This window comes from Pontibaca salina, assembly GCF_016307205.1.
Lineage (GTDB): Bacteria > Pseudomonadota > Alphaproteobacteria > Rhodobacterales > Rhodobacteraceae > Pontibaca > Pontibaca salina.
Window position 1 is genome coordinate 35,413 of sequence record NZ_JAEIJD010000003.1, and the last position, 24,547, is coordinate 59,959.

A 24,547-nucleotide genomic window follows, 5' to 3' on the forward strand; every position below is an offset into this window, starting at 1 on the left:
ACATGTGGCGGGGTAACGCTCAAGGCGTGAAGTTGTTCCGATCGGCAAAAGCCTGCCCACCTCTGGCGTCAGTTCGCGCGGCTTCCCACGCCAGCATGGCACGTTTGACCGGCATGCCCCAATGATAACCGCCCAATGCGCCGGACTTGCGCAAGGCACGGTGGCACGGGATCAGCCAACTGACCGGGTTGCGCCCTACAGCGGTGCCCACCGCCCGTACCGCACGGGGATGGCCGACCGCCTGCGCGATCTCGGAATAGGTTGTCACTTGCCCCGAGGGGATGCTCAACAGCGCCTCCCAGACCTTGATCTGGAACGGCGCGCCAATCAGATGCACCTGCGTTTCTCCCTGCTGACGAAACGCCGCCTGCGCCCAAGGAGTGACAGCCGCGCGATCCTCGACGAATTCGGCTTCGGGCCAGCGTCCGGTCAAATCGGCCCAGATCGCGTCCCGCGTCGCTTCGCCAGCGAACCCGATCCCGCACAGCCCCCGGTCGGTCGCCATTACCAGTGCCGCGCCGAACGGACTATCGAGCCAGCCATAGCGGATGTGCAAACCCGCGCCCTTGCGAGCAAATTCACCGGGGCTCATCGCCTCCCAGCGCACGAAAAGGTCATGCAACCGCCCGCTGCCCGACAGCCCGACCGTATGGCTGGCATCCAGCGTGGTGAATCGTTCGCGCAACAGCGTCTTGGCATGGCCAAGCGTCAAATATTGCTGATAGCGCTTGGGTGACACGCCGACCCAAGCCGAAAAGATGCGCTGAAAATGGGCCGGGCTCATCGCCATCTGCGCGGCCAGTCCATCCAGCGTCAAATCCGCGCCCCCTGCGTCGATCAGATCAATGGCGCGGCGCATGACGCCATAATGATAGGCTTGCGACTCCATTGATTGGCTGGCCTGACAATTCATGATGGCATCCCCGTGCTATGTCAGGCCATCTTACCGCACATCAAGGCGCATCCGCGACCCGCTTCTTGCGTAACCGGCACAAGGTCACCGCGACCGATCGCCAGCCTGGACATGCTCTCGACGTGCAAAGATCCTCGACCAGAAGGACCGATGACGGTCTGGCAGCACGCCGCTCTCTTGCCCTACGGGCAAACTGCGGGCATAGCTGCTTTCATGTCCAGACAGCTAGATTATCACACGATCCGCGAAATTTTTGACCGCTTCCACGCGGCCGAGCCCGAACCCAAGGGCGAACTGGATCACACCAACCTCTATACGCTTCTGGTCGCCGTTGCCCTGTCGGCACAAGCCACTGATGTGGGCGTCAACAAGGCCACGCGCGCCCTGTTTGAAATCGCCGACACACCGCAGAAAATGCTCGACCTTGGCATTGACGGGCTGACCGAGCATATCAAGACTATCGGCCTTTTCCGCCAGAAGGCCAAGAACGTCATCCGCCTCAGCGAAATTCTGGTCGCGGAGTACGGCGGCGAAGTTCCAAATTCCCGCGCCGCGCTAAATTCGCTGCCCGGTGTCGGGCGTAAAACGGCCAATGTGGTGCTGAATATGTGGTGGCGCTATCCCGCACAGGCGGTTGATACACACATCTTTCGCGTTGCCAACCGCACCGGCATTGCCCCCGGCAAAGATGTCGTCGCCGTTGAACGCGCGCTTGAGGACAATATTCCAGTGGACTATCTGCAACACGCCCATCACTGGATGATCCTGCACGGACGCTATATCTGCAAGGCACGCAAACCGATGTGCCCCACCTGCCCGATCCGCGATCTCTGCCCCTACAAGGACAAAACCCTATGACGACCTATCAACTCGTCGGCATTGGAAATGCCGTTGTCGATGTAATTGCCCAGTCTGACGATAACTTTCTGTCAGAGATGGATATCGAAAAAGGCATCATGCAATTGATCGAGCGCGACCGCGCCGAACAGCTTTATGACGCGATGTCCAACCGAATACAGACGCCGGGCGGATCGGTGGCCAACACTATCGCGGGGGCCGGGGCACTGGGCCTAAAAACTGCCTTTATCGGGCGGGTGCGCGATGACGAACTGGGCCATTTTTATGCCGATGCGATGAATGATGCTGGCATCGCATTCGTCAACCCTCCAGCCGCAAACGGCGAACTGCCGACCTCGCGCTCGATGATTTTCGTCTCGCCCGATGGCGAGCGCTCGATGAACACCTATCTGGGGATTTCCGCCGAGTTCGGATTGCACGATGTCCCCGCCGCGGTTGCCGGTCGCGCGCAGATCATGTTTCTTGAGGGCTATCTGTTCGACAAGGAAAAAGGCAAGGCCGCGTTTCTCGAAGCCGCGCGCCAATGTCGTGCAGGCGGTGGCAAGACCGGCATCGCCATCTCAGACCCGTTCTGTGTCGATCGCCACCGCGCCGATTTCCTGTCGCTGATCGAGAACGAAATGGATTTCGTGATCGGGAATGAGGCTGAAATTCGTTCACTTTTTCAAAACGATAATCTTGACGCCGATCTGCAACAGGTCAGCAAGCTCTGCCCACTGGTGGTCTGCACCCGCTCGGGCGACGGGGTTACGATCATGGATCGCGGCACCCGTATCGACGTTCCGGTGGAAAGGATCACCCCGGTTGATGCCACCGGCGCTGGCGATCAATTCGCCGCCGGATTCCTGTTCGGGCTGGCCACCGGGCGAGATCTGGAAACCTGCGCGCGTATCGGCACGGTCTGCGCCCGCGAAGTGATTTCCCATATCGGCCCGCGCCCCGAAACCGACCTGCGCGTGGTATTGCGCGAGCAGGGACTGCTGTAACCATGCTGGCGGACGGGCTGCACGATGTACCACCGGGCAAAGTTGCGGCGGTGGTCACGCACCTTGAAATGCGCCGCCCTCCGGCGCTGCGCCCGGCCCCGACAGACCTGGCGATCCGGCGCGTCACGAACCCCGACCTTGACTGGTATCGATCCTTGTTCCGGCGTGTTGGTGGTTACGACTGGCTGTGGTTTTCCCGCCTTAACCTTGATGACGACGCCCTGCGCACCATCATCACTGACCCGAATGTCGAGATCTGGCCTATCAGCAAAGATGGTGCCGAGGAGGGCTTTCTAGAACTCGACTTTCGCACGCGCGGCACTTGCGAACTTGCCTTTCTGGCCCTCGCTCCGGCCCTGATCGGCACCGGGACAGGCCGCGCGCTGATGAACTACGCCATCACCCGCGCATGGGCCCGTCCCATCAGCCGGTTCCACGTTCAGACTTGCACGCTCGATTCTCCGCGCGCGCTGGAGTTCTACCGCCGCAGCGGGTTCACCCCGACCCGTCAACAAGTGGAAATCGCAGATGACCCCCGTCTGACCGGAAAGCTGCCCCTAGAGGCCGGTCCGCATGTGCCGCTCTTGCGCCCGTAACCTCACCTAACCTGTCGTCTTCCGCAAAACTCCTTGGCGTAACGCCGTCCCTGCCGCTGCCCTTTCAGTCGCCGCGCAGCAGTTTCAGCAAGCCCTTCTTGACCTCGCTCTCCAGCTTGTCCTTCAACTCCTCAATCGGATCCCGATTGCCATGCCGATCCGGCTTTGGCTTAATCTTTTCACGCAGTTTGTCCTTCACTTTCGCCTCAAATTCGTCGCGATCGATGTTGATCTCTTGCTGCAGCACGGCTTTGACGTCGGGCGTGATGCTGGGGTCGGCCCACGGCCCCTTGATGCGGATCGGAATCCGCAGCCCGGTGCCCGCATTGGCGCGCAGCGCAACCGGTGTGAAGACATAATCAATGTCCCGCGCCCCCAACCCGACACGCCCTTCCCCGTCGGCACGATAGTTCGGCAGGCTCAGCAAGAGATCCTTGTTGAACAGATCACCGTCACGGATCGTAAAGCTTGCGTTCAGCGAATCGAATACGGTGGTGCCATCGCTGACATCGCCGCCGCCCATCAATCGATCCAGATCGATCCCTGAAATCACGCCCCGCGCCATCGCGACGCTGCCCGAGCCCGAAAGCGACCGCATGATTGCCGCCTGAGTCTTGCCGCTGCCCAGCACGTCGATGCGCGCTTCGCCGCGCCCCGACAGCCGCTTGAGGCCCGCCATGTCACTCAGCGCCATCTGCGTGTCGATTTTCGAAGCGGTCACATTTGCGCGCACCGAAAAGCCGCTCCGATTATTTGCGACAAGCTGACCCTTCACGATGCCACCGAAAACCTCCGCCGCGCTCAGGTCCAGAACCGCGCGCGACTTGTTCAACGACAGGTTGGCGCGCAGCGCGCCGATCTCGGTTGTGTCCAAGAGAATCCCCTGAACCGTCAGATCGATCGCCCCATCCACCAATGCCAAAGCGCTGGCGTCAATGGGCCTATCCGACCAGCCTTCCGTTTTCGGCGCATCAATCGCACTGCCCGAACCCGTTTCAGTGCGCAGATCCAGAACCCCGGCAGAGATCTGTCCGGTGATCCGCGGCGGGCTGGACAAAGCGATATTGACCGCCCCCGACAGACGGTTGCCGTCCAGATTCGCCGCGAAATCCCGAAGAACAATTGGCCCATTCGGGGCAAAGCTCATATCCGCAGACAGGTGCGCCACCTGCCCCAACCCCTTGGGAAGCTCGGCCCCTGCCACGCCCAGCGCCGCCATCATCCGGGCGGTATTGTTTGAATCAAACGTCACCCGCCCCGCCGCCTCGCCGGTCACTTTGACGCGCCCGTCGAAGATGATCTGTCCCTCTGCGGCATCGACGCTTGCGGTTATTTCTGTTGCCTCGCCCGCCAGAAACGACGCGAAACGCCCGATCTGCGCCGCGAGCCGGACCGGAGTTCCCGCTGGCCGGATTGTGGCTTTGAGATCCGCGGCCCCCTCTTGCTCGGGCCAGTTCAGCGCCAGATCCACACCGTCAAGAACGCGCGGGTCCGCCCCTGCTTGGCTCCAGGTCAGGCGGGCATTGGTCAGGTTCAGCTTTTCCAGAATCGGCAATACGGCCCTGTGCCCGTCAGCCCGCGCTTCGGGGCCAGATGCTGTCGCCGGTGACGCCGGTGGCGCAAATTCCCAATTGCCATGCCCGTGGGCACGGGTTGCCAGGTGCAGGTCTGGGCTTTGGGCGGTGATTTCGGTGATGCGGATTTTTCCCCGCAGCAGGTCGGGCGCGGCCAGCCCAACAGTTAATGCCTGAGCGCGCAGTAGCGGCTCGGGCCCGGCCCAGTCGGCATTGCCAAGGATCACGGGCCCGGTCGTGACGCCCAAAACCGGCCAATAAGTAAACGAGACATCGCCGGAGAACTCAAGGTCGCGCCCGGTACGCGCCCGGACCTGATCGACGGCAATCTGCGCGATCCGTTCGCCCGGCAAAATGATGGGCAGGACAATCAAGGCCGCCCCCAGCAAAAGGCTCGCCACGACAAGCGCCCCGACGATCCGAAACAGCCAACGCATGAATGGTCCTCCCGCCTGAATAGCCGCCAAGCTAGCCACTCAAAGCCGGTGCGCAATGCGCAACACCGTCACGTGGCATATACTTGCTTAGCGCGTGTTGCGTTTACTTGAGGGCGCACGGCGATACCGGCTTTGACTATTGGGTCCGTCGCTGCGGACACGCCCTTCTGACCGTTTTCACAACCTAGCGACGCTCAAGCGTGGCCACTGTGCGGCGCACGATATCGATGCGGGCGGCATTGGGTGGATGGGTGCCCAGAAAACGGTCGCCGGGGTCGGGAATGCGACCGAAATATTCCGCGCCGCGTACCGGATCATAGCCCGCACGCCAGGTGATGACCGTGCCAAGCCGGTCCGCCTCAAGCTCGAAATCCTTGGAGTAGTTACGCGCACCGACATTCGCCCCCAGTCGCGCTGCAGTCTCAACATCGCGGGCACTGCCTCCGGTCAGAGTGGCCAGACCGCCAAAAATCTCTGCCCCCAAAGAGGCGTTGATAGACTGGCGATCAAGGTGGCGCTCGATGTGATGCGCGGCCTCGTGGCCCATGACAAACGCCAGTTCATCGGTATTGGCGACGTCGGCGATCATGGCGATGGTAAAGGTCAAAACCGGACGGCCATCGCTGGCGCGACTTTGATACGCATTGGGGGGTTGGCGCGGGTCATTATCGACACGGATCATGAAGTTGCAGTTCAGGTCGCGGGCACGGTTGCGGCACTCCTGTTCAGCCACGGGCCGAACGTCATTCACCACCTGCGCAAAATTGCGCGCAGCCTGTTGCGGCGTGGGCAATACCGGCGCGCTTTGCAGATTGGGCGCGGGCGATGGGCCGACGGGTACGACCAGATTGCACGCCGTTAATGCAAGACTGGCAATCAGGGCCGTGAGCAATCGTGTCCAGCGCATGGGGCCTCCTCTTGAGCCGTTCTGGGCATGCACAGCCCGCTTGGCGACATTATCACAGCGCTGATGCGGCACCAGTGCCGATGCAACCGATCGTGATCAGGGCGGGCAGGATGCCGCTTGCATCCCGGTTCCACCCGACGCACCATGGGCGCATGTTTAGCATTGAACACGAGTTCGACGCCACCGTGATCACCCTTGTGGACGAGGGACCGGCCCCCTTGCAGGAAGATGTGGTGATCAACGGGTTCGCGGAATGTGTCACCCTTGAGCAGTTCGATCCCCGGACCGATCAGGTTGTCACCATCACACTATCTCCATGGCAACTGCGCGAACTCGCGGCGGCGCTCGACCTGCCTGAAGGTGTCTATCGCCTGAAAAAAGTTGCGGACAGCACTCAGGACCCCGAGTAAACAAACAGCTTGTCGCGCGATGTATGGCCACGCAGCAGCGACAGGCGCGACGGCGCCACTCGCAGCGCCCGCGCCAGCAGTTTGCGCACGGCCTCGTTCGCTTTGCCATCTTCGGGCGGCACGGTGACCGCGATGCGCAAGTTTCCATCTTTATGTGAAAATGCCGCCTGACGCGCACCCGGCGTCACATGGACCGCGATCTCGGCACCGGAGCGGGCGAGATGGGATAGATCGGGCAGATTACGGATTCTTGGTTTAGCCATAGTCCCAGTTTGCCTTGCGCCGCCAAGAAAGACCAGAATGCGACCGGGGCGAGGCCATCCCGCCCCGCCCCGTCCATTGTTATGCTACCAGATTACGACTAGCGCTCCCCCCCGCGTGAACCGCAATACATGCAATGATTCTTCACGGGTGCCGTGCTCGTTCCCGGAATAGCTGTGGTCATGACGTTCTGCTGTTGATTGGGGCCATCCGGCTGCGCAATGGCGGGCGCAGCGAAAGTGACAAATGCGGCAATCAGGCCGACCGTCGATACAAACGCGACAAGGCGTTTAGCAACGTAAGTCACCGCAAACTCCTTTCCTGAGTTTACTCACCGGTTGGGTTAGTGGTCCGGTGGCGCGCAGATCATACTCCTCTGTCTGATTCCTAAATAGTGCGCTCCGCGAGATGTGATCCAGCGGTCACATTGACTCTCGGACCCGTGATGCCGAGATAGACGAGATTCACGATCAGAAAGGCCCCTGACATGACATCCGATAGCCGATCCGCAATCGACTTTCTTTTGACCCGGCGCTCACGTCCGGCGAAAACCCTGCAGCGGCCTGTGCCGACCCGCGACGACCTCATGCCGATCCTCACCGCCGCGGCGCGCTGTCCCGACCACGGTCGACTGGAGCCATGGCGTTTCATTGTGATCGAAGGTGCCGCGATGGCACGGCTTGCCAAGGCCGTGCAAAAGCGGGGCGAGGCTCTGGATCTAGACGAGAGCCAGATTGCGAAAGGGCGTTCTCAATTCGATCAAGGCAATCTTGCGGTTGCTGTTGTCGAGATACAGCGCGATTCAGAGAAGATTCCGGCTATTGAACAGACTTATTCTGCCGGCGCAGCCTGTTTGTCTCTGTTGAATGCGGCGCTGGCCTCGGGCTGGGGCGCGAATTGGCTGACCGGTTGGGCCGCACATGACCAAGAGTTCTGCGCAACCGCGCTGGGGCTTGCGTCGAATGAAGGTATCGTCGGCTTCGTCCATATCGGGACCGAGCGGATCACCCCCACTGATCGCACCCGCCCCGATGTCGCCGCAATTACTCAATGGCTCGATGAATGATTTTAAGCGCCTTTTTTACAGCGCTGGGGCAACTGGGCGATCCGCGCTTTCGCCGAGTGCTGTTTCTGGGCGTCGGCCTGACCATCGCGCTGCTGATCGCCAGCTATGTGGGCGTGCTGTGGCTGGTGCGCTGGCTGGTGGGCGAGAATGCAAGCCTGCCGTTCATCGGGTCCGTTACTTGGCTGAACGATCTCGCGGGCTGGTCGTCGGTCGGGCTGATGCTGGTATTATCGGTGTTCTTGATGATGCCGATTGCCTCGGCGATCACCTCGCTGTTCCTGGACGAGGTCGCGCAGGCGGTTGAGGACCGGCACTATCCTACATTGCCACCCGCACAACCGGTTCCTTTGATCGATCAGGCGCTGGACGCGCTGGGGTTTCTCGGCGTTCTGATCTTGGCCAATATCGTGGCGCTGTTACTGGCGACGGTACTGCTCTTCTTTGTTGCCCCGGCTTGGGCGGCAGTATTCTGGGGGTTGAACGGCTTTCTGCTGGGACGGGAATATTTCACCCTTGCGGCCATTCGCCGTGTCGGTCGTGTGGAGGCCAAGCGGCTGCGGAGCCATCATGCCGGGACGATCTGGCTGGCCGGAACGCTGATGGCGGTGCCCTTGTCGGTACCGCTGCTGAACCTGCTTATCCCGATAATCGGGGCCGCCACATTCACCCATATCTTCCACAAAACACAGGCCCGCCGGTAGGGATTACTGAATCGGGCGCATCTTGTTGAAAATATCCAGATCGCGCACCGAGATCCAGCCCGACAGGATAACGCCCACGGCGATAACCCAGACCACCAAAGCCACCGCCGTGGTTATCAGCGCCTTTTTGCCCAGATTGTGAACCTGTGGCGCACCCTCATGGGTGCCCGGCTCGACCTTGCCGCTTTCGGCCTGCGTCGTCACCCGGATCGGCAGCGCGATGAAAAAGACCATCACCCATATGATCGCCAGCAGAACCAACGCCGATGTCAGACCCATCTCATTCTCCTAGGCTTGCTCTAATTCGATAAGGCAGCCATTGAAATCCTTGGGGTGCAGAAACAGAACGGGCTTGCCATGGGCTCCAATTTTCGGCTCACCGCTGCCTAGAACGCGGGCTCCGGATTGCTCCAGACGATCGCGGGCGGCGTTGATATCCTCAACCTCGTAACAAATATGATGGATCCCGCCAGCCGGGTTTTTATCCAGAAAACCCTGAATCGGACTGTTTTCACCCAGCGGATACAGTAATTCGATTTTGGTATTGGGCAGTTCGATGAACACGACTGTCACGCCGTGGTCAGGTTCATCCTGCGGTGCACCGACAGTGGCGCCCAGCGCATTGCGATATTGTTCGCACGCGACCTCAAGGTCCGGCACGGCGATGGCGACATGGTTCAGGCGACCGATCATGAGACACTCCTTTCGGGGCTTGTGTCGCTGTAGGTTATGCGGGCCCCACGCGCCAAGAGCAAGAGGGCGATAAACTGCGTGGCGGCGTTTACCTCCTATTAGCCAGCATTCCCTAGGCTGGGCCTGTCTGCCGAGAAAAGGAAACGTCATGGACGATCTGGACCCGTTCACTGCGCGCCGCAAACAGGCAACTGCGGCCCGTCCACTGCTGGGACTGACGGTCCTTGTGGTTGAGGACAGCCGATTTACCTGCGATGCTATCCGCCTGTTATGCTTGCGCAGCGGCGCACGGATCCGCCGCGCCGATTGTCTCGCCGCGGCGCGCCGACATCTCAAGACCTATCGTCCCTCGGTCATTATCGTCGATCTGGGGCTGCCGGATGGCTCTGGGTTGGACCTGATTTCGCAATTGCACCGCGCTGTGCCGCGGATTGGCGTGATTATCGGTATGTCCGGCGACGATCTTTCCGAAAACGCGGTATTGGCGGCGGGGGCAAACGAATTTCTGCCCAAGCCGATCACCTCTCTGTCCACTTTCCAGAACCTCATCCTGTCGCACTTGCCTTATGATCGGCAGCCACCCGGCTTGCGGCTGGTGTGCAATCGCCACGTGCATCCGGATCCGCTGGCCTATCAGGACGATATGGCGCAGATGGCGGAATTGCTGTGTGATCGCAGTGAAAGCCAGATGATCGACTACGTCGCACAATTTGTCCGCGGCGTCGCCCAAAGCGCCGAGGATACGGTTCTGGCGCAGGCGGCCGCCGATCTGGCCAGCGCCCGCGCAAAAGGTGCGCCCTATATCTCGGCCGCGGCACGGGTGGCGGCGCTGATCCAGCAGCGGTTGCAAAAGAAACGGGCGATCTGACGTGCTGAAACTATTTTTCCTATCGCTTGTCAGTCTTGCCGTCGTTCTCTATCCGCGGGCGTACAGGGCGGCGCGCCGGACCCGCCGAAAACGCGGGCCTGAAGCTTAAATCAGTGGATCAGATGACACCCGCGCCGGTGCTGTCAGATCGCGTAACGCGATGATCTGATGCCCCTTATCGTCGAAGTTTGACGGCTCCAGCCATTGCCGAAAGGCTGTGCGCAAGATGGGCCAGTCGCAGTCGATCACGGCAAACCACGCGGTGTCGCGGTTGCGTCCCTTTACGACCATGGCTTGTCGGAATACGCCCTCGTAACTGAACCCCAAACGCTGCGCGGCCCGGCGCGATGCTATGTTCAGGGCATCGCACTTCCACTCATACCGGCGATACCCGGCATCAAAGGCCCAGCCCATCATCAGTGCCATTGCCTCGGTGGCGGCGCGCGTCTGCTGCAGGATCGGGGCGTAATTGATATGACCGACCTCAATTACCCCGGCGGCGGGCTTTATCCTGAGATAACTCGCCACCCCACCGACCTGATCCGTTTCCAGTTTGCGCACCGCGAAGAACACAGTATCGGCGCCGGCAACCGCCTGCTCCATCCAATCGCGATAGCTGTCGAAACCGGCGAAAGGGCCGTAGGCCATGTAATCCCACAGCGCCTCATGCCCTTTGTAAGCGTCATACAACGCCCTCGCATGCTGGTCCGGCGACAGGGGTTCCAGACGCACATACTGCCCCTGTAGCATAGCTGCCGCAGGCCACGGCGGCGGAGTCCAGCCGCGCACCACAGCGCCCAAACGCCGGTCAGACGAGTCAGCTTTCATGCGACCGCTTTTAACCGCAAGACCGGGTTCCGCCAAGCGGAGAACCCGGCGCGGTCAGCCGCGGCCCTAATCCTGAGGAATCACCCGCAGGCCCAGCTCCATCAATTGATCCGGTTCTGGCTCCGACGGAGCATTCATCATCAGATCCTCGCCGCGCTGGTTCATCGGGAACATAATGACCTCGCGGATATTCGCCTCATCCGCCAACAACATCACGATCCGATCGATGCCTGCCGCACACCCGCCATGGGGCGGCGCGCCGTATTGAAACGCGTTGACCATGCCGCCAAAACGTTTGCGCACCTCGTCCGGCTCGTACCCGGCGATCTCGAACGCTTTGAACATGATCTCGGGCTTGTGATTGCGGATCGCACCGCTGACCAACTCATAGCCGTTACAGGACAGGTCATATTGATAGCCAAGCACATCAAGCGGATCACCTTCCAGCGCTTCCATGCCGCCCTGTGGCATGGAAAATGGGTTGTGCTCGAAATCAATCTGACCGGTCTCCTCGTCCCGCGCATAGATCGGGAAATCGACGATCCACGCAAAGGCAAAGCGATCCTGTTCGGTAAGGCCCAGTTCATCGCCAATCTCGACCCGCGCGCGTCCGGCCACCGCCTCGAAATCAGACGGTTTGCCACCCAGGAAAAAGGCCGCGTCGCCCGTGCCAAGGCCCAGTTGCTGGCGGATCGCCTCGGTGCGCTCGGGGCCGATGTTACGGGCTAGCGGGCCTGCTGCTTCCATACCGTTTTCGCCCTCGCGCCAAAAGATGTAGCCCATTCCCGGCAGCCCTTCTTTTTGGGCAAAGGCGTTCATCCGGTCGCAGAACCGGCGCGACCCGCCACCGGGAGCAGGAATCGCGCGGATTTCAGTTCCGGGCTGCTCTAGCAGCTTGGCAAAGATGGCAAAGCCGCCGCCCGCAAAATGGTCGCTGACGATCTGCATCTTGATCGGGTTGCGCAGATCGGGTTTGTCGGTGCCATACCACAGCGCTGCATCGGCATAGGAAATCTGCGGCCAATCCTGATCAACAGCGCGGTTATTGCCGAATTCCTCGAACACGCCGGCAATCACCGGCTGGATCGTATCGAAAACATCCTGCTGGGTGACAAAGGACATCTCCATGTCCAGTTGATAGAAATCGGTGGGCGAGCGGTCGGCGCGCGGGTCTTCATCGCGGAAACAGGGCGCAATCTGGAAGTATTTGTCGAATCCGCTGACCATGATCAGTTGCTTGAACTGCTGCGGTGCTTGCGGCAGCGCATAGAATTTGCCCGGATGCAGGCGCGACGGCACCAGAAAATCACGCGCCCCTTCGGGGCTGGACGCGGTGATGATCGGCGTCTGAAATTCGCGAAAACCGGCGTCCCACATGCGTCGCCGCATAGACGCCACAACATCGCTGCGCAATGTGATATTGGCCTGCATCGCCTCGCGCCGCAGGTCCAGATAGCGATAGCGCAGGCGGGTCTCTTCAGGATATTCCTGATCGCCAAAGACGATCAACGGCAGTTCCTTGGCCGCGCCCAGTACTTCGATATCGCGGATATAAACCTCGATCTCGCCGGTCGGCAGTCTGGGGTTGACCAGACTTTCGTCGCGCGCCCTGACTTCGCCATCGATGCGAACACACCATTCGCTGCGCAGCTTCTCGACCTGATCAAAAACCGGGCTGTCACCATCGCACAGCACCTGTGTCAAGCCGTAATGGTCGCGCAGATCGATGAACAGCACACCGCCGTGGTCGCGCACACGGTGCACCCAGCCGGACAGGCGGACAGTATCTCCGACATTTGCGGCGGTCAGATCGGCGCAGGTATGGCTGCGATAGGCGTGCATGTTTGATGTCCCTTCGGGCGGAATTACGTGGCGCCGATACACCTTGCCGTGGGCACAAAGTCAAGGGCCGCACAGAAATCGCCCCCATCAACAACAGGGTTCCATTTTGCGGATATTGGCCTAAGGTACTTTAGGCGCAATGTTATTGCCGCGCCGGGTGAGGGGTAAACAATAGACAGGTGCAGTGATGTGGCAAACCATTTTCGATAGAATGGCTTCCCGCTTGATTCAATCCGGCAGATTGACTGTCACGATGCCTTCGGGAGCGCGCCAAATTTATGGACCGGGGGGAGCAATCGAGGTTGAAGTCGCCATCCGGGATGACGCCACTCTGCGCGCGCTATGTCTTAGCCCCGAACTCGCCCTTGGCGAGGGCTATATGGATCAACGCATCACCGTAGCAGACGATGATATCGAGGGGTTGCTGCGCCTATTGCTTGCCAACCTGACCGACGACTTCGCGCCGCTATGGGTGCGCAGCGCCGAACGGATACGCTATTGTCTGCGCCATCTGCTGATGCGCAATACCACGAAAAGCGCCCGCGCCAATGTGATGCATCACTATGATATTTCCGACGATCTCTATCGGCTGTTTCTCGACGACGACATGCAATACAGTTGCGCCTATTTCAAACAGCCCGGCATGAGCCTTGATGCGGCGCAAGAAGCGAAAAAGGCGCATATTGCCGCCAAACTGTGCTTAGAGCCGGGCATGCGGGTGCTGGATATCGGCTGCGGCTGGGGCGGCATGGCGCTAACGCTGGCCCGCGATCACGGCGCACGAGTGACCGGCGTGACCCTGTCGCAGAACCAGCTTGCCACTGCCCGCGCCCGTGCGTTCGAACAAGGGCTGCAGGACCAGGTTGAATTTCGCCTAACGGATTATCGCGAACTTGACGAGGATTTTGACCGCATCGTGTCGGTGGGCATGTTGGAGCATGTCGGGGCGCCGCATTACCCGCAATACTTCAACCAGGTTGCGCATCTTCTGGCTCCGGACGGGGTGGCGCTTATCCATACGATCGGACGTTACGCACCACCGACCGTGCCTTCCGCCTGGATCGACCGGTATATCTTTCCGGGGGGCTATATACCCTCCCTGTCGGAACTGGCGGTGCCGGTCGAGAAAGCCGGGCTCTGGCATCTGGATATCGAGATCCTGCGCCTGCATTACGCCGTTACCCTGCGCCATTGGCTGACACGCTTTGACGCGCAGCGCGCTCAGGTGCAGAAGATGTATGACGAGCGGTTCATCCGCATGTGGCGCTTCTACCTCATTAGCTGCATGATGACCTTCGAGGTCGGCAAGCTGGGGGTATTCCAATTGCAGCTCGGACATCAACGCGACGCTGTGCCGCTGACGCGCGACTATCTATACCACCTTGATTCCAGCGCGCGCGCCGTCGCGGAATAGTCTCCCCTTGCTGGATCCACGCGGCAGGCAATCCTTGCCGCTGCCTTGGAAGAGCCTCGCTTTCGGCGAAAAGGGGATGTCAGGCTTTTTCCAGCCCTCAGGCAAGGGAAAGTGTGAAGACAATGGATGCGCCCCCTTGCACCCGTTCGTACCATGCCTATAACGCAGCCAGTTTGGGCGCATTCGGGGCGCCCGCCTGCAGAAAAGGGGGCCACGCCATGCCGAAGAGAACCGACATTTCGTCGATCATGATCATCGGGGCGGGGCCGATCATAATCGGGCAGGCCTGCGAATTTGACTACTCTGGCGCACAGGCCTGCAAGGCCCTGCGCGAAGAGGGGTATCGGGTGGTTCTGGTGAACTCGAACCCGGCCACGATCATGACCGACCCGGAACTGGCCGACGCCACCTATATCGAGCCGATCACCCCCGAAGTCGTCGCCAAAATTATCGAGAAGGAACGGCCCGACGCGCTGTTGCCGACAATGGGCGGGCAGACCGGGCTGAACACCGCACTTGCGCTCGAAGAAATGGGTGTCCTTGCCAAATATGGCGTTGAGATGATCGGCGCGCGGCGCGAGGCCATCGAGATGGCCGAGGACCGCAAACTTTTCCGCGAGGCAATGGACCGCCTGGGCATCGAGAACCCCAAGGCGACCATCGTCACCGCGCCGATGGCCCCGAACGGCAAAAGAGATCTGACCGCCGGCGTCGCGTTGGCGATGGAAGCACTGGAAGAGATCGGCCTGCCGGCGATTATCCGTCCCGCCTTCACTTTGGGCGGCACCGGTGGCGGCGTCGCCTATAACCGCGACGACTACGAACATTTCTGCCGGTCGGGCATGGATGCCAGCCCGATGGGCCAGATATTGATCGACGAAAGCCTATTGGGCTGGAAAGAGTACGAGATGGAGGTCGTGCGCGACAAAGCCGACAATGCCATCATCGTCTGCTCGATCGAAAACATCGACCCGATGGGCGTGCATACCGGCGATTCCATCACCGTGGCCCCGGCGCTGACCTTATCCGACAAAGAATACCAGATCATGCGCAACGGTTCGATCGCCGTTCTGCGCGAGATCGGGGTCGAGACCGGCGGCTCCAACGTGCAATGGGCCGTTAATCCCCAAGACGGCCGCATGGTGGTGATCGAGATGAACCCGCGGGTCAGCCGCTCGTCGGCGCTGGCCTCCAAGGCCACCGGCTTTCCCATCGCCAAGATCGCCGCGAAACTGGCGGTGGGCTACACGCTGGACGAACTGGACAATGACATCACCAAGGTGACGCCCGCCAGTTTCGAGCCGTCGATAGACTATATTGTCACCAAGATCCCGAAATTCGCCTTCGAAAAATTCCCCGGCTCAAAGGTCGAGCTGAGCACCGCGATGAAATCCGTAGGCGAAGCGATGGCGATCGGGCGCACCATCCACGAATCGCTGCAAAAGGCGCTGGCATCGATGGAATCCGGTTTGTCCGGCTTTGATGAGGTCGAGATTCCCGGCGCGCCCGACCGGGCCGCCATTGTCAAAGCGCTTGCCGCTCAGACCCCGGACCGTATGCGCACCATTGCACAGGCCATGCGGCACGGTCTGAGCGATGATGAGATTCACGCTGTCACGATGTTCGATCCATGGTTCCTTGCCCGGATCCGTGAAATCGTCGAGGCTGAAGAGCGCATCAGGGCCAATGGATTGCCGCGGGATGAACATGGCATTCGCGCGCTCAAGATGATGGGCTTTACTGATGCGCGACTGGCTGACCTTACCGGCGATTCGGAGGGCAACATCCGCCGCGCGCGGCACGATCTGGGCGTGGTCGCCGCCTTCAAGCGGATCGACACCTGCGCTGGCGAATTCGAGGCCCAGACACCCTATATGTATTCCACTTACGAAGCTCCAATGATGGGCCACGTGGAATGTGAGGCGCGCCCCACCGACCGCAAGAAAGTCGTGATCCTGGGCGGTGGCCCGAATCGAATCGGACAGGGAATTGAATTCGATTATTGCTGTTGCCACGCCTGTTTCGCGCTGACCGACGTCGGCTATGAAACGATCATGATCAACTGCAACCCCGAGACCGTGAGCACCGATTACGACACCTCGGACCGGCTGTATTTCGAACCGTTGACCTTTGAACATGTGATGGAAATCCTGCGCGTCGAGCAGGAGAGCGGCACCCTGCACGGCGTCATCGTGCAATTCGGCGGCCAAACCCCGCTGAAGCTGGCCAACGCGCTGGAAGAAGAGGGCATTCCGATCCTCGGCACCACCCCCGATATGATCGATCTGGCTGAGGATCGCGAGCGGTTTCAGCAGCTTGTGCAGGAGTTGGGACTGAAACAGCCGCGCAACGGCATCGCCTCGACCGACCAGCAAGCGTTCGAGATCGCCAAGACGCTGGGCTTTCCTTTGGTGATCCGTCCGTCCTATGTACTCGGCGGTCGCGCCATGGAGATCGTCCGCGATCAGGCGCATCTGGAGCGGTATATCGATGAGGCTGTGGTGGTTTCCGGCGACAGTCCCGTGCTTCTGGACAGCTATCTGTCGGGCGCGGTCGAACTGGATGTGGATGCGATCAGCGACGGCACCGATGTGCATGTGGCGGGCATCATGCAACACATTGAAGAGGCTGGCGTCCACTCTGGTGACAGTGCCTGCTCGCTGCCGCCCCATTCGCTGGACAGCGCCATCATCGAAGAAGTTGAGGAACAGACCCGCGCCCTTGCCAAGGCGCTGAATGTGGTCGGATTGATGAACATCCAGTTCGCGGTGAAGGACGGCGAGATCTACCTGATCGAAGTGAACCCGCGCGCCAGCCGTACCGTGCCCTTCGTCGCCAAGGCCACCGACAGCGCGATTGCGGCGATTGCCGCGCGGGTGATGGCGGGCGAGAAACTGGCCAACTTCCCGCAGCGCCCGCGCTACGAGAGCTCGACGGATTACGACTCACCGCGGCCAGTGGCCGACCCGATGACGCTGGCCGATCCGAACGTGCCGTGGTTCTCGGTCAAAGAGGCAGTCCTGCCTTTCGCACGCTTCCCCGGCGTCGATACCATCCTCGGCCCGGAAATGCGCTCGACCGGCGAGGTCATGGGCTGGGATCGCGACTTCCCGCGCGCCTTCCTCAAGGCGCAAATGGGTGCGGGCATGACACTCCCGGCGCAAGGGCGTGCCTTCATTTCGATCAAGGATAGCGATAAGACGGCAATGATGATCGAGGCCGCGACAATCCTGACCGATCTCGGGTTCGAGTTGATCGCGACGCGCGGAACCCAGGGCTGGCTGGCGCAAAACGGGATCACCTGCGCTGTCGTCAACAAGGTTTATGAGGGGCGTCCCGATATCGTGGACATGCTCAAGGACGGGGCGATTCAACTGGTGATGAACTCGACCGAAGGCGCCCAGGCAGTCGAGGATTCGCGCGGTATCCGTTCGGTCGCACTCTATGGCAAGATCCCTTATTTCACCACCGCCGCAGGCAGCCATGCTGCCGCGCTTGCGATCAAAGCGCAGGCCGAAGGGGAAGTGGACGTCAAGCCCTTACAGGGCTAGAGAAATTTGGCGGAGGCATGAGGCCTCCGCCAGTTACGTCAGTTCACCGGGTTGGGCAGGTCGCGCCCGGCAACAAAGGCGGCGACATTATCCAGCGCCATCTGGCCCATGTCGGTGCGCACGTCCAGCGCAGCCGTGCCCAGATGCGGCAGCAAGGTCGCATTATCAAGCGCGATCAGCGCCGCCGGTACTTTCGGTTCGTACTCATAGACATCCAGTCCGGCACCGCCGATTTTTCCGCCTTCCAGCGCGGCGATCAAGGCCGCTTCATCAACGATATCGCCCCGTGCGATGTTGATCAGATGCGCATGTGGTTGCATCGCCTCGAACACATCCGCACCGATCAGATGCCGGGTGTCGGCCCCGCCCGGCACCGAGATCACCAGGAAATCGACCGCAGCTGCAAGTTCGGCCAGCGAACCGTCAAGTTCCGCCGGGAAGTCCAGCTCCTTCGGGCTGCGGCTGAAATAGCGCACATCCATGCCGAACCCGAAATGGCAGCGCCGTGCGATGGCCTGCCCGATCCGCCCCATGCCGACGATCCCGACCGTGCGGCCGGATGCATGCAAGCCCAACATCTGCGTCGGATGCCAGCCCTGCCATTCGCCGGTGCGCACCAGCCGCTCGCCCTCGGCGGCACGGCGCGCGCTCATCAGTATCAGGGTCATGGCAATATCGGCGGTAGCATCGGTCACCGCGCCGGGTGTATTGGTCACGCGGATTCCGGCAGCCTTGGCGGCGTTGACATCAATATGATTAAAGCCGACGCCAAAATTGGCCAGCAACCTGCAGCGGGGTTCCGCCACATCCGCAAACACCCCAGCATCGAAAATATCGCCAAGCGTGGGCAGAACCAGATCATAATCCCGCAACGCAGCGCGCATCTCGTCGCCGCTCAGCGGTGTGGTTTCCTCGCGCAGGACCGCGTCGAATTCCTTGCGCGCGCGATCTATGACCGCATCAGGCATGGGCCGAGTTATAAATAAACGCATCAGTGCATCCTTCCTCCAATTGGCACAGCTTCATCCGGGCCAATCAGAACGATTTCGCCCGACTCATCTGGCAGGCCTAGCACAAGCACCTCGGATTGAAACGGTCCGATCTGACGCGGCGGAAAATTGACCACCGCCAGCACCTGTTTGCCGACCAGCGCGTCGGGTTGATAATGGGTGGTGATCTGGGCCGATGACTTGCGTTCACCGATCTCCGCGCCGAAATCGATCCACAGCTTGAGCGCGGGCTTGCGCGCCTCGGGGAATGGCTCGGCGCGAATCACCTTGCCGACCCTGACATCGACTTTCAGAAAATCGTCGAACGAAATGTTACTCACCGGACAACTCCTTGCTTCTTCTGGCCGCCGCTGCCACCGCCCGCTCCAAAAGCGGCGGAAAGCCGGTATCTGGGTCCATCAAAACCTCCAACGCGGCCTGCGTGGTGCCGTTGGGACTGGTGACATTGGCGCGCAATTGTCCGGGATCCTCCTCCGCTGCTTCGGCCAGGGCACCTGCACCCGCGACCGTGGCCTTGGCCAACTGCAGCGCCAACTCTTGCGACAAACCCTGTGCTTGCCCGGCTGCAGCCAGCGTTTCGATCAGGTGGAACACATAAGCCGGCCCCGAGCCGCTGATCGCGGTCACCGCATCCATCTGGCCCTCGCTCTGCAACCGCACCACTTGCCCCACCGCAGACAGCAGGCTTTCCGCCAGCGCCAATCCGCTTTCGCCGGTCTGCGCATTGCCGATGATCGCGGTGATCCCGCGCCCGATGGCGGCCGGCGTATTGGGCATGGCGCGCACGATCGGCGTACCCGGCCCCAAAAGCTTCTCATATGCGGCAATCGGCGTGCCCGCCGCCACCGAAACGAACAGGCTGCTACCACCGCCGAACCCGGCAATGGCGGGCAGCGCCTCGCCCATCAGCTGCGGTTTCACCGCCAGCAGCACAATGGCCGGATCAGGGGGCAGGTCGGCGTTCAGATGCACCCCCTGCCGTCGCAGCCACGCGGACGGGGCCGGGTCGATCACCCACACCGCCCCGGCGGGCAAACCGCGCTCCAGCCACCCCGCCAGCAGGGCCGAACCCATCTTGCCGCAGCCCAGCAGCACCAGCCCACGCTGTGCAATCGCATCCATTTCCATCTCATCCCTGCCTCAGCCAATATCGGCCACAGGTTATGCGCGCCCGTAGGCCTCGGCAATGGCGACCTGCATCGCTTCCGTCGGTGTGCGATCGCCCCAGACTAGAAGCTGAATCGCAGGGTAATACCGCTCGGCGCTCGACACCGCGGAGCGAATCATGGTGTCAATCTGCTCGGGACTAGCGATCTGCCCTCCGCTCAGCACCAAGCCATAGCGATAGACCATCAGTTTTTCCGCACCCCAATAGGTAAAGCAGCCAGCCCAGCACTGATCGTTCATTGCATTCAACAACTCATACAACCGGCCCAGACGCTCCACCGGTGGCTCCATTTCGAACGTGCACACCAAACGCAAGGTTTCGTCATGTTCCGACCAGTCCAGCGTAATTGAATAGGTCCGCCATTGCCCAACCACAGCCATGGCAATCTGATCGTCTCCCAGTCGTTCAAAATCCCACTCATGATACGCAGCGAGATGCTCAACAGTATCGATAGGATGAATGTCTGTTTCGAGAAACTGCTCGGAAAGGGCCATAATGCCACCTCTCTGCTCGCTAGGTCGGAGCGGATGCCCTCAAACACTAGGCGCCTGCACTACCGGGCGGGGCGATCCCCCGATCCCATACAATATATGGTGCGGCGCGGCAGAAGCTCTGGCAACCCTTAATTTGTAGATAACCGCTGCAAATCGACAATAAGTTGTGGACAAAACCGCTTTTCACGCCATATATCGCGGCACCCTGCTTCTTTCTGGTTTCAAATACCCAAATCCCGGCCGCGCAAAAGAAAGCGCCGCACAGGAATGGTGCGGCGCTTTGCCAAATCAGATTCAATAAACATCCACTAAACGCAGACGCGAAATGGTCAATCTTTGGCTTCCAGAGCGTCCAGACGGGCTGCCAAAGCCGCATTTTCCTCGCGCGCCTTTTGCGCCATGGTCCGTACCGCGTCGAACTCTTCCCGTGTGACCAGATCGCGATCTGCCAGCCAGCGGTCCAGCATCGACTTCATCGCGGTTTCCGCTTCTTCCCGCGCGCCCTGCGCGACGCCCATCGCGTTGGTCATCAATTGCGAGATGTCGTCGAAGATCTTGTTGCGGGTCTGCATTATCATTCTCCTGTGGTACTGCGCCCTATATGGGCGGTCATTCCAACCGCGACAAGGTTGACTTTCGGCGCGGATCAACGGCATTCAACCTGCCATGCGCGCATCCCTCTCCTTTCCCGACATCTCGCCTGATATCCTGTCTTTCTCCATAGGCGGAATGGAATTTGCCCTGCGCTGGTACGCGTTGGCCTATATCGTCGGCATCGTGATCGCGTGGCGGCTGGCGCTTGCGGCGCTGAAACGGCCCGCGCTCTGGGGTGCAGACGCACCACCGCTGCGCCCCGTACAGGTCGAAGATCTGCTGACCTGGATCATCCTTGGCGTGATCCTTGGCGGGCGGCTGGGCTTCGTGCTGTTCTACCAGCCGGGCTATTACCTGCAGAACCCGGCCGACATTCTCAAGATCTGGCAGGGCGGCATGTCCTTTCACGGCGGGTTGATTGGTGTTGTTTTGGCCGGCTGGCTGTTTGCGCTCAGTCGGGGCGCGCCGATGCTGTCGCTGGCGGACCTGATCGCCCATACCGCGCCGCCGGGGCTGCTGCTGGGGCGGCTGGCCAATTTCATTAATGCCGAGCTTTGGGGCCGGCCCACCGACCTGCCCTGGGGCGTGATCTTTCCGGGCGACGCTGCGCAGCACTGTCCCGGTGTCCTCGGCCTGTGCGGGCGCCATCCCTCGCAACTCTATGAAGCCGCGCTAGAGGGGCTGATCCTTGGTGCGCTAATCCTTTGGCTCGCTTACCGCCGCGGCGCGCTCAAGGCTCCCGGCCTGATTACCGGAACTTTTCTCACCGGCTATGGGCTGGCACGGTTCATTGTCGAGTTTGTGCGCCAGCCCGACGCGCAATTCATCACCCAAGACAACCCTTTGGGGTTGGCTTGGCATATCGGGGGCTACGGTCTGACCATGGGGCAGATCTTGTCGCTTCCGATGGTCTTGCTGGGCCTGTGGCTGATCATGCGCGCCCGCCGGGCCCTCCGATGACCCTGCTTGATCTGATTGCCGCGCGCATCCGCCATGACGGACCGATCAGCGTCGCCGATTATATGACTGACTGCCTGCTGCATCCGACACTGGGCTATTACACCACCCGCGATCCGCTGGGTGCCGCCGGGGATTTCACCACCGCCCCCGAGATCAGCCAGATGTTCGGCGAATTGATCGGCCTGTCGCTGGCGCAAGCATGGCTGGATCAGGGCAGCCCGAACCCCTTTACACTGGCCGAACTTGGGCCCGGACGCGGCACATTGATGGCCGACCTGTTGCGCGCGACCCGTGCCATCCCCGGCTTTCACGATGCCGCGCAAATATCGCTGGTCGAGGCCTCGCCGGTTTTACGCGCCACTCAGGCCGAAAACCTGCCGGATCATGCGCCACAATGGCTTGATAGCGCCGCCTCCCTGCCCCAAGCACCGCTGTTTCTGATCGCGAACGAGTTTTTTGATGCTCTGCCGGTCCGCCAGTTCATCCGGCACGAACAGGGTTGGGCCGAACGCCGAATCATCTATGTTGATGGAGCGCTGGCCTTCGGGCAGACGGCTCCGACAGAACACCCGGCTCTGGCGCATCGCCTCAACGACACACGCCCCGGCGATCTGGTCGAACTTTGCCCCCCTGCCCCGCCCATCCTTGCCGCTATTGCCAGTCGCATTGCACAACATGGTGGCGCGGCGCTGATCGTGGATTACGGCGATTGGCGCTCTCTGGGCGACACTGTTCAGGCCCTACGCGATCATCGTCCAGTGGATGTGCTGGACCAGCCCGGCAAGGCGGATCTGACGGCCCATGTCGATTTCGAGCTCTTGGCGCAGGCCGCTCGCGGCGCGGGGTGCGGCGTGACAAAACTGACCAAGCAGGGGGTGTTTCTTGAGCGCCTGGGGATCACGGCACGGGCGCAAGCATTGGCGCAGGGCTTGCAGGGCGCGGCGCTGGATGATCTGGTCGCGGCACATCGCAGGTTGACGCACCCGCAGGAAATGGGAAACCTGTTCAAAACGCTGGGGCTGTTCCCGGCGCAGGCATCACCACCGCCGGGATTAGAGATATGACACTGGAAATCTTGACCTCCGAGCATCTGAGCAAACTGCGTCACGGCTTCTTCACTCGGCGTGGCGGCGCGTCTTCGGGCGTATTTGCCGGGTTGAACTGCGGCCCCGGGTCCTCGGATCAACGCGACATCGTGGCGATTAACCGCGAGCGCGTCGCCGACGCCCTGCACCTCACGCCCGAGGCCCTGATCGGGCTGCATCAAATCCACTCTGCGGATGTTGTCAGCGTCACCGCCCCCTTACCCCACCAGCCACGCGCCGATGCGCTGGTGACCGCAACGCCGGGCCTTGCCCTGACCGTGCTCACAGCGGATTGCCAACCGGTCCTGTTCGCGGACCATGCAGCACAGGTGATCGGAGCCGCCCATGCCGGTTGGCGCGGCACCCTTGATGGCGTGCTCGAGGCAACGCTTGACGCGATGGAGGTGCTGGGCGCTGACCGCGCCAATACGGTCGCCATCATCGGCCCCGCAATCAGCCAATCCGCTTATGAGGTTGGACCCGAATTTCTTGATGACTTCATGATTGACGACCCGGAGAATGTCAGGTTTTTTGCCAATGGCGAGGGCGACCGGCTGTTATTCGACCTGCCCGGCTATGGTCTGCATCGGTTACGCCAGGCGGGCGTGGGCCATGCCGAATGGATGCGGCTCTGCACCTATCGTGATCCCAACCGTTTCTTTTCCTACCGCCGCGCCACTCATGCGAAAGAGGCCGATTACGGACGGCTGATTTCTGCGATTCGCCTTTGAGCCTTTGACAGCGCCTCAGGGGGTTCTCTGCAACCGCTCTTCCATCACCTCAAACGGTACGCCCGGCTCTTCCTTGGCCTCGCGAATCACCAGGGATGTTTTGACGCTGCCCACATTGGGTGTGGTTAATAACTGTCCGGTCAGAAAGTTTTGGAAGCTGCTGAGGTCAGGCGCCACGCATTTCAGGATGAAATCCACCTCGCCGTTCAGCATGTGACATTCACGCACCAGCGGCCATTCGCGGCAAAGCCCCTCGAACGCGTTCAGCTCCGCCTCGGCTTGGCTTTCCAGCCCGACCATCACGAACACGTGAACCTCGAACCCCAGTTCCCGCGCATCCACGCGGGCATGATAGCCGCGAATCAACCCCGAATCTTCAAGCGCCCGCACCCGGCGCAGGCACGGCGGCGCTGAAATTCCGACGCGTCTGGCCAATTCCACGTTCGTCATGCGGCCATCGGCCTGCAATTCCGCCAGAATTTTTCGGTCAATCGAATCCAGTCGTGTTCCGACCATCCAAAACCCCACTATTTTCACGTCCCTTATAGCAGCGCATCGGGTGACGCAATTATGTTTCACCGCAGGGCGGCGGTTGCCATG

26 protein-coding genes are annotated in these 24,547 nt (G+C 60.9%); 12 read left to right on the top strand and 14 right to left on the bottom strand.

Going from position 1 to position 24,547, the window contains the following annotated elements; translation table 11 throughout:
- Positions 1–19 precede the first annotated feature (19 nt).
- On the bottom strand, positions 20–913 hold the full coding sequence (locus JAO82_RS05100; protein ID WP_198685284.1) for a methylated-DNA--[protein]-cysteine S-methyltransferase: 894 nt from the start codon (positions 911–913) through the stop codon (positions 20–22).
- Positions 914–1,126: 213 nt separating this feature from the next.
- On the opposite strand from JAO82_RS05100, the gene nth reads away from it, so the two are divergent.
- Genes nth through JAO82_RS05115 form a run of 3 tightly spaced genes read left to right on the top strand, consistent with a single transcriptional unit; the run spans position 1,127 to position 3,353 of the window.
- A complete protein-coding gene (nth, locus tag JAO82_RS05105; RefSeq protein WP_198685285.1) occupies positions 1,127–1,771 on the top strand; it encodes an endonuclease III in 645 nt (214 codons plus the stop codon).
- Complete coding sequence (locus tag JAO82_RS05110; RefSeq protein WP_198685286.1) at positions 1,768–2,757, top strand: adenosine kinase; 990 nt, start codon at positions 1,768–1,770, stop codon at positions 2,755–2,757. The genes nth and JAO82_RS05110 overlap by 4 nt, the downstream gene beginning before the upstream one ends.
- A 2-nt stretch (positions 2,758–2,759) precedes the next feature.
- Positions 2,760–3,353 (top strand): GNAT family N-acetyltransferase, encoded by a 594-nt coding sequence (locus tag JAO82_RS05115; RefSeq protein ID WP_198685287.1) that lies wholly within the window; start codon positions 2,760–2,762, stop codon positions 3,351–3,353.
- Between the two features lie 64 nt (positions 3,354–3,417).
- On the opposite strand, the gene JAO82_RS05120 is transcribed toward JAO82_RS05115, so the two are convergent.
- Together JAO82_RS05120 and JAO82_RS05125 are read right to left on the bottom strand one after the other, a co-directional pair.
- Positions 3,418–5,364 (bottom strand): AsmA family protein, encoded by a 1,947-nt coding sequence (locus JAO82_RS05120; RefSeq protein ID WP_198685288.1) that lies wholly within the window; start codon positions 5,362–5,364, stop codon positions 3,418–3,420.
- A gap of 184 nt (positions 5,365–5,548) precedes the next feature.
- Positions 5,549–6,271 carry a M48 family metallopeptidase gene (locus JAO82_RS05125; protein WP_198685289.1) on the bottom strand — a complete coding sequence of 241 codons (723 nt, stop codon included), beginning with the start codon at positions 6,269–6,271 and terminating at the stop codon, positions 5,549–5,551.
- A 152-nt stretch (positions 6,272–6,423) separates the two neighbouring features.
- On the opposite strand from JAO82_RS05125, the gene JAO82_RS05130 reads away from it, so the two are divergent.
- Positions 6,424–6,681, top strand: coding sequence for a hypothetical protein (locus JAO82_RS05130; protein ID WP_198685290.1), 258 nt, complete (start codon positions 6,424–6,426; stop codon positions 6,679–6,681).
- On the opposite strand, the gene JAO82_RS05135 is transcribed toward JAO82_RS05130, so the two are convergent.
- Complete coding sequence (locus tag JAO82_RS05135; RefSeq protein ID WP_198685291.1) at positions 6,666–6,944, bottom strand: DUF167 domain-containing protein; 279 nt, start codon at positions 6,942–6,944, stop codon at positions 6,666–6,668. The genes JAO82_RS05130 and JAO82_RS05135 overlap by 16 nt on opposite strands.
- A gap of 485 nt (positions 6,945–7,429) precedes the next feature.
- On the opposite strand from JAO82_RS05135, the gene JAO82_RS05140 reads away from it, so the two are divergent.
- Positions 7,430–8,008 carry a nitroreductase family protein gene (locus JAO82_RS05140; protein ID WP_198685292.1) on the top strand — a complete coding sequence of 193 codons (579 nt, stop codon included), beginning with the start codon at positions 7,430–7,432 and terminating at the stop codon, positions 8,006–8,008.
- On the top strand, positions 8,005–8,709 hold the full coding sequence (locus JAO82_RS05145; RefSeq protein WP_198685293.1) for an EI24 domain-containing protein: 705 nt from the start codon (positions 8,005–8,007) through the stop codon (positions 8,707–8,709). Before JAO82_RS05140 ends, JAO82_RS05145 begins: the two co-directional genes overlap by 4 nt.
- 3 nt (positions 8,710–8,712) lie before the next feature.
- On the opposite strand, the gene JAO82_RS05150 is transcribed toward JAO82_RS05145, so the two are convergent.
- Both JAO82_RS05150 and mce read right to left on the bottom strand, forming a co-directional pair.
- On the bottom strand, positions 8,713–8,988 hold the full coding sequence (locus tag JAO82_RS05150; RefSeq protein ID WP_198685294.1) for a DUF1467 family protein: 276 nt from the start codon (positions 8,986–8,988) through the stop codon (positions 8,713–8,715).
- Between the two features lie 9 nt (positions 8,989–8,997).
- Positions 8,998–9,402 carry a methylmalonyl-CoA epimerase gene (gene mce, locus JAO82_RS05155; protein ID WP_198685295.1) on the bottom strand — a complete coding sequence of 135 codons (405 nt, stop codon included), beginning with the start codon at positions 9,400–9,402 and terminating at the stop codon, positions 8,998–9,000.
- 148 nt (positions 9,403–9,550) lie between these two features.
- On the opposite strand from mce, the gene JAO82_RS05160 reads away from it, so the two are divergent.
- The gene (locus JAO82_RS05160; protein WP_198685296.1) at positions 9,551–10,270 is read left to right on the top strand and encodes a response regulator; all 720 of its coding nucleotides are present in this window, start codon (positions 9,551–9,553) and stop codon (positions 10,268–10,270) included.
- A gap of 105 nt (positions 10,271–10,375) precedes the next feature.
- On the opposite strand, the gene JAO82_RS05165 is transcribed toward JAO82_RS05160, so the two are convergent.
- Both JAO82_RS05165 and aspS read right to left on the bottom strand, forming a co-directional pair.
- On the bottom strand, positions 10,376–11,098 hold the full coding sequence (locus JAO82_RS05165) for a GNAT family N-acetyltransferase (RefSeq protein WP_198685297.1): 723 nt from the start codon (positions 11,096–11,098) through the stop codon (positions 10,376–10,378).
- A gap of 66 nt (positions 11,099–11,164) precedes the next feature.
- The gene (gene aspS / locus JAO82_RS05170; RefSeq protein ID WP_198685298.1) at positions 11,165–12,940 is read right to left on the bottom strand and encodes an aspartate--tRNA ligase; all 1,776 of its coding nucleotides are present in this window, start codon (positions 12,938–12,940) and stop codon (positions 11,165–11,167) included.
- Positions 12,941–13,181: 241 nt separating this feature from the next.
- On the opposite strand from aspS, the gene JAO82_RS05175 reads away from it, so the two are divergent.
- Complete coding sequence (locus tag JAO82_RS05175; protein WP_332872488.1) at positions 13,182–14,354, top strand: cyclopropane-fatty-acyl-phospholipid synthase family protein; 1,173 nt, start codon at positions 13,182–13,184, stop codon at positions 14,352–14,354.
- Between the two features lie 218 nt (positions 14,355–14,572).
- Entirely contained in the window at positions 14,573–17,905 is a 3,333-nt protein-coding gene (gene carB / locus JAO82_RS05180) for a carbamoyl-phosphate synthase large subunit (protein ID WP_198685300.1), read from the top strand.
- A gap of 38 nt (positions 17,906–17,943) precedes the next feature.
- Here the strand turns inward: carB and JAO82_RS05185 are convergent, their stop codons facing one another.
- From JAO82_RS05185 to JAO82_RS05205, 5 genes are all read right to left on the bottom strand, one after another.
- Positions 17,944–18,897 carry a 2-hydroxyacid dehydrogenase gene (locus JAO82_RS05185; protein WP_198685301.1) on the bottom strand — a complete coding sequence of 318 codons (954 nt, stop codon included), beginning with the start codon at positions 18,895–18,897 and terminating at the stop codon, positions 17,944–17,946.
- Positions 18,897–19,235 (bottom strand): tRNA-binding protein, encoded by a 339-nt coding sequence (locus JAO82_RS05190; protein WP_198685302.1) that lies wholly within the window; start codon positions 19,233–19,235, stop codon positions 18,897–18,899. The genes JAO82_RS05185 and JAO82_RS05190 overlap by 1 nt, the downstream gene beginning before the upstream one ends.
- Positions 19,228–20,043 (bottom strand): pyrroline-5-carboxylate reductase, encoded by an 816-nt coding sequence (proC, locus tag JAO82_RS05195; protein ID WP_198685303.1) that lies wholly within the window; start codon positions 20,041–20,043, stop codon positions 19,228–19,230. The genes JAO82_RS05190 and proC overlap by 8 nt, the downstream gene beginning before the upstream one ends.
- 33 nt (positions 20,044–20,076) lie before the next feature.
- Positions 20,077–20,577, bottom strand: coding sequence for a type III secretion system chaperone family protein (locus JAO82_RS05200; RefSeq protein WP_198685304.1), 501 nt, complete (start codon positions 20,575–20,577; stop codon positions 20,077–20,079).
- 329 nt (positions 20,578–20,906) lie between these two features.
- Positions 20,907–21,149, bottom strand: coding sequence for an accessory factor UbiK family protein (locus JAO82_RS05205; RefSeq protein ID WP_198685305.1), 243 nt, complete (start codon positions 21,147–21,149; stop codon positions 20,907–20,909).
- 94 nt (positions 21,150–21,243) lie between these two features.
- Between JAO82_RS05205 and lgt the strand changes: the two genes are divergently transcribed.
- Genes lgt through pgeF form a run of 3 tightly spaced genes read left to right on the top strand, consistent with a single transcriptional unit; the run spans position 21,244 to position 23,947 of the window.
- Positions 21,244–22,131: a prolipoprotein diacylglyceryl transferase gene (lgt, locus tag JAO82_RS05210; protein ID WP_198685306.1), complete on the top strand. Its 888-nt coding sequence runs from the start codon at positions 21,244–21,246 to the stop codon at positions 22,129–22,131.
- The gene (locus tag JAO82_RS05215) at positions 22,128–23,195 is read left to right on the top strand and encodes a class I SAM-dependent methyltransferase (protein ID WP_198685307.1); all 1,068 of its coding nucleotides are present in this window, start codon (positions 22,128–22,130) and stop codon (positions 23,193–23,195) included. Before lgt ends, JAO82_RS05215 begins: the two co-directional genes overlap by 4 nt.
- Positions 23,192–23,947, top strand: a complete 756-nt coding sequence (pgeF, locus tag JAO82_RS05220) for a peptidoglycan editing factor PgeF (RefSeq protein ID WP_198685308.1) — start codon at positions 23,192–23,194, stop codon at positions 23,945–23,947. Before JAO82_RS05215 ends, pgeF begins: the two co-directional genes overlap by 4 nt.
- Positions 23,948–23,962: 15 nt before the next feature.
- On the opposite strand, the gene JAO82_RS05225 is transcribed toward pgeF, so the two are convergent.
- Positions 23,963–24,463 carry an Lrp/AsnC family transcriptional regulator gene (locus tag JAO82_RS05225; protein WP_198685309.1) on the bottom strand — a complete coding sequence of 167 codons (501 nt, stop codon included), beginning with the start codon at positions 24,461–24,463 and terminating at the stop codon, positions 23,963–23,965.
- Positions 24,464–24,547 lie beyond the last annotated feature (84 nt).

What these genes read in the sequence shown, in the direction of transcription:
- JAO82_RS05100 (WP_198685284.1), bottom strand. Translation starts at nt 913, where the DNA reads ATGAATTGTCAGGCCAGCCAATCAATGGAGTCGCAAGCCTATCATTAT.
- nth (WP_198685285.1), top strand. Translation starts at nt 1,127, where the DNA reads ATGTCCAGACAGCTAGATTATCACACGATCCGCGAAATTTTTGACCGC.
- JAO82_RS05110 (WP_198685286.1), top strand. Translation starts at nt 1,768, where the DNA reads ATGACGACCTATCAACTCGTCGGCATTGGAAATGCCGTTGTCGATGTA.
- JAO82_RS05115 (WP_198685287.1), top strand. Translation starts at nt 2,760, where the DNA reads ATGCTGGCGGACGGGCTGCACGATGTACCACCGGGCAAAGTTGCGGCG.
- JAO82_RS05120 (WP_198685288.1), bottom strand. Translation starts at nt 5,364, where the DNA reads ATGCGTTGGCTGTTTCGGATCGTCGGGGCGCTTGTCGTGGCGAGCCTT.
- JAO82_RS05125 (WP_198685289.1), bottom strand. Translation starts at nt 6,271, where the DNA reads ATGCGCTGGACACGATTGCTCACGGCCCTGATTGCCAGTCTTGCATTA.
- JAO82_RS05130 (WP_198685290.1), top strand. Translation starts at nt 6,424, where the DNA reads ATGTTTAGCATTGAACACGAGTTCGACGCCACCGTGATCACCCTTGTG.
- JAO82_RS05135 (WP_198685291.1), bottom strand. Translation starts at nt 6,944, where the DNA reads ATGGCTAAACCAAGAATCCGTAATCTGCCCGATCTATCCCATCTCGCC.
- JAO82_RS05140 (WP_198685292.1), top strand. Translation starts at nt 7,430, where the DNA reads ATGACATCCGATAGCCGATCCGCAATCGACTTTCTTTTGACCCGGCGC.
- JAO82_RS05145 (WP_198685293.1), top strand. Translation starts at nt 8,005, where the DNA reads ATGATTTTAAGCGCCTTTTTTACAGCGCTGGGGCAACTGGGCGATCCG.
- JAO82_RS05150 (WP_198685294.1), bottom strand. Translation starts at nt 8,988, where the DNA reads ATGGGTCTGACATCGGCGTTGGTTCTGCTGGCGATCATATGGGTGATG.
- mce (WP_198685295.1), bottom strand. Translation starts at nt 9,402, where the DNA reads ATGATCGGTCGCCTGAACCATGTCGCCATCGCCGTGCCGGACCTTGAG.
- JAO82_RS05160 (WP_198685296.1), top strand. Translation starts at nt 9,551, where the DNA reads ATGGACGATCTGGACCCGTTCACTGCGCGCCGCAAACAGGCAACTGCG.
- JAO82_RS05165 (WP_198685297.1), bottom strand. Translation starts at nt 11,098, where the DNA reads ATGAAAGCTGACTCGTCTGACCGGCGTTTGGGCGCTGTGGTGCGCGGC.
- aspS (WP_198685298.1), bottom strand. Translation starts at nt 12,940, where the DNA reads ATGCACGCCTATCGCAGCCATACCTGCGCCGATCTGACCGCCGCAAAT.
- carB (WP_198685300.1), top strand. Translation starts at nt 14,573, where the DNA reads ATGCCGAAGAGAACCGACATTTCGTCGATCATGATCATCGGGGCGGGG.
- JAO82_RS05185 (WP_198685301.1), bottom strand. Translation starts at nt 18,897, where the DNA reads ATGCGTTTATTTATAACTCGGCCCATGCCTGATGCGGTCATAGATCGC.
- proC (WP_198685303.1), bottom strand. Translation starts at nt 20,043, where the DNA reads ATGGAAATGGATGCGATTGCACAGCGTGGGCTGGTGCTGCTGGGCTGC.
- JAO82_RS05200 (WP_198685304.1), bottom strand. Translation starts at nt 20,577, where the DNA reads ATGGCCCTTTCCGAGCAGTTTCTCGAAACAGACATTCATCCTATCGAT.
- JAO82_RS05205 (WP_198685305.1), bottom strand. Translation starts at nt 21,149, where the DNA reads ATGCAGACCCGCAACAAGATCTTCGACGACATCTCGCAATTGATGACC.
- lgt (WP_198685306.1), top strand. Translation starts at nt 21,244, where the DNA reads ATGCGCGCATCCCTCTCCTTTCCCGACATCTCGCCTGATATCCTGTCT.
- JAO82_RS05215 (WP_198685307.1), top strand. Translation starts at nt 22,128, where the DNA reads ATGACCCTGCTTGATCTGATTGCCGCGCGCATCCGCCATGACGGACCG.
- pgeF (WP_198685308.1), top strand. Translation starts at nt 23,192, where the DNA reads ATGACACTGGAAATCTTGACCTCCGAGCATCTGAGCAAACTGCGTCAC.
- JAO82_RS05225 (WP_198685309.1), bottom strand. Translation starts at nt 24,463, where the DNA reads ATGGTCGGAACACGACTGGATTCGATTGACCGAAAAATTCTGGCGGAA.